This is a genomic window from Actinomadura rubrisoli, assembly GCF_004349215.1.
GTDB classification, from domain to species: domain Bacteria; phylum Actinomycetota; class Actinomycetes; order Streptosporangiales; family Streptosporangiaceae; genus Spirillospora; species Spirillospora rubrisoli.
The window spans coordinates 1-2,851 of sequence record NZ_SMKU01000596.1 but is presented as its reverse complement, the minus strand read 5'-3'; the positions used below and the strand labels follow the sequence as shown (position 1 = coordinate 2,851).

At 74.3% G+C, this 2,851-nt stretch carries 3 protein-coding genes; all 3 read left to right on the top strand.

All coding sequences use genetic code 11. The annotated features are described in order from the left end of the window. Nucleotides 1–102: 102 nt before the first annotated feature. Nucleotides 103–1,332, top strand: a complete 1,230-nt coding sequence (locus tag E1298_RS45835; RefSeq protein WP_131903639.1) for a 2-deoxy-scyllo-inosose synthase — start codon at nt 103–105, stop codon at nt 1,330–1,332. Next, nucleotides 1,329–2,072 (top strand): cupin domain-containing protein, encoded by a 744-nt coding sequence (locus E1298_RS45830; RefSeq protein ID WP_131903638.1) that lies wholly within the window; start codon nt 1,329–1,331, stop codon nt 2,070–2,072. Before E1298_RS45835 ends, E1298_RS45830 begins: the two co-directional genes overlap by 4 nt. Further along, nucleotides 2,069–2,851: SDR family NAD(P)-dependent oxidoreductase (locus E1298_RS45825; RefSeq protein WP_131903637.1), on the top strand; the 783-nt coding region annotated here is incomplete at its 3' end. The genes E1298_RS45830 and E1298_RS45825, both read left to right, overlap by 4 nt.

The window sequence follows — 2,851 nt, the reverse complement described above, 5'->3', positions numbered from 1 at the left end:
GGGTTGCGGCGGGCGCACCATGTGCCCGGGACGTCGGGCCGCCGAAGGTGGTGGGCAGTCGACCTCGTCCGGAGGTCATCTGCCGCACACAGGGGGAACAAGATGTCCCGCAAGGGAATCGAGAAGTCGACCAGGGCGATCGACCTCGGGCCCGCCCGGCCCGGGCAGTGGCTTGCGCGGGAGGTCCGCTTCGGGGACGTCCGCTACCCGTTCCACGTCCACTCGGGGGAGCGGTCGTGGGCGGAGCTGGCGGCCCGGCTGACCCGGCTGGAGGCCGACCGTCTCGTGGTCGTCACCGACGACGGGGTGCCCGGCGCCATCACGAGCGAGGTCGGCGGCCGGCTGTCGGCCGTCGCCGACACGGTGGTGCTGTCGATCCCGAACAGCGAGAAGGCCAAGACGATCGACACGCTGGACGGGCTCGCCGAGCGGGCCCTGCGGCACGGCGTGACCCGCAACTCGGTCATCGTCGCGCTCGGCGGCGGCCTGGCCGGCAACGTCGCGGGGCTGCTGGCCGCGCTGACGTTCCGCGGGCTGCGGCTGGTCCACCTGCCCACGACGCTGCTGGGCATGTCGGACTCGGTGCTGTCGCTCAAGCAGGCCGTGAACTCGCGGGTGGGCAAGAACCACCTCGGCACGTTCCACGCGCCGGTGCTCGTCTGGAACCACCTGGACTTCCTCGCCACGCTGCCGCGCGAGGAGACCCAGGCCGCGCTCTGCGAAATGATCAAGAACGTGCTGGGGATCTGCCCGGAGCGCTACGACGAGGTCGCCGCGACGCTGCGGCCCGACGCCCGCTACGCGCCGCGCGAGCTGGCCGCCTTCATCGACCTGTGCGTCGACGCCAAGACGGCGGTGATGCGCGACGACCCGAGGGAGAAGCGTGAGGCACTGGTGCTGGAGTACGGGCACACCGTTGGGCATGCCGCTGAGCTGCTCACCGGAGGGGCTCTGCGTCACGGGCACGCGATCGGCGTGGGGATGCTGGTCGCGGCCCGCGCCGCGGTGCTCCTCGGACTCATGGACCCGGCCGAGGAGGGCGCCCACCGGACGCTGCTGGAGCGCAACGGCGCGCCCACGCGGCTGCCGGAGGGCCTGACGGCGGACGAGATCCTCGCGGTGGTGCGCCGCGACAACAAGCGCGGGTACGTGCCGTTCCGCGAGGGGACGGTCGACATGGTCCTGCTGGAGGGCCTGGGCCGCCCGCACTGGGTCGGCGACAACGTCATCACCCAGGTCGAGGAGCCCGTCGTCCGCGCCGCCGTCGAGGCTTACCTGGCCGCTGGCCCGCAGGAGCACGCGGGCGCCTTCGCCGGGACGGCCGTCCGATGACCGCCGTCCGCACCGGCTACGGGCCGATCATCAACGACACCAGCGGCCGGGCGACCACGCTCCGCCAGATCGGCGGGACGGGGGTGGCGTTCTGGAAGCAGCTGGCCTACGGCGCCCACCTGGAGGGCGCGTGGAACACCGTCGAGCACGTCACCCTCACCGCGGGCGCGTCCATCGGGGAGCACCTGCACGACCGGACGGAGGAGATCTACTACATCGTCGCCGGGCAGGCCACGATGCGGATGAACGGCGTGGACTTCCCGGTGGGGGCCGGGGACCTGATCACCACGCCGATCGGCGCCCGGCACGCCATCGAGAACGACTCGGGCGAGGACATGGCGTTCTACGTCACCGAGGTGTTCCCGGGCGAGGGGCCGCCCGCCCGGCCGCGGCACCTCGGCCTGCACCACGCGATGGCCGAGGCGCCCGGCTACCGGGACGCGCCGCTGCCGCTGCGGGTCGCGGCGGTCGACCTGACCGAGCCGTTCACCGGGCCCTGGCACCGCTTCGCGCGCATCGAGGTCCCGCCGGGCGCGAGGACGGGCGACTACGCGCTCGACCAGTGCACCGAGGTCGTGTTCGTCGTCTCCGGGCAGGCGGCGGTCGTCGTCGAGGGCCAGACGTTCACGGGCGGGGCCGGGTTCTGCGCGGCCTTCCCGGCGGGCGCCGAGCGCCGCGTCGAGAACATCTCGGCGCGCCGGCCGCTGTGCCTGATCTCGACGGAGGTGCGGGTGCCATGAGGCTGGACCTGGACGGGCGCGTCGCCGTCGTCACCGGCGCCGCCGGCGGCATCGGCGCGGCGGCCGCCGGGGCCCTCGCCGCCGAGGGCGCCCACCTGGCCCTGCTCGACCTCGCCAAGGACGAGCTGGAGCGGACGGCGCACGAGCTGTCCGCGGGGGGCGCCGAGGTGTCGGCCGCCGCCGCCGACCTCGCCACCGAGGCCGGGGTGGCGGCGGGGCTCGACACGGCCCTCGCGCCCTACGGCGGGCGGGCCGACATCCTGGTCAACAACGTCGGACGGTGCCAGGCGCGCTCGTTCGACGAGCTGTCGGACGAGGACTGGCTCGCCACCCTGGAGGTCAACCTCCTGTCGGCGGTCCGGGCCATCCGCCATGTGCTGCCGGGGATGCGGCAGAGGGGGCGGGGGAGCATCGTCACGAACTCCTCCGACCTGGCCCGCCAGCCGGAAGCGGCGCCGGTGGACTACCAGGTGTCCAAGGTGGGGCTGCTGTCGCTGACCAAGTCCCTGGCCCTGACCGAGGGGCCGGGGATCCGGGTCAACGCGGTCGCGCCCGGCCCCGTCTGGACGCCGCTGTGGACGCGTCCCGGCGGGTTCGCCGACACCCTCGGCTCGCTGCACGGCAAGGAGCCGAGGGCCGCCGTCGAGCACGAGCTGTCGCGGCGCCGGATCCCCGCGGGGCGCATGGGGGAGCCCTGCGAGGTCGCCCGCGTCATCGCGTTCCTGGCGTCCGACGCGGCCTCCTACGTCACCGGCAGCGTGTGGGGGGTGGACGGGGGC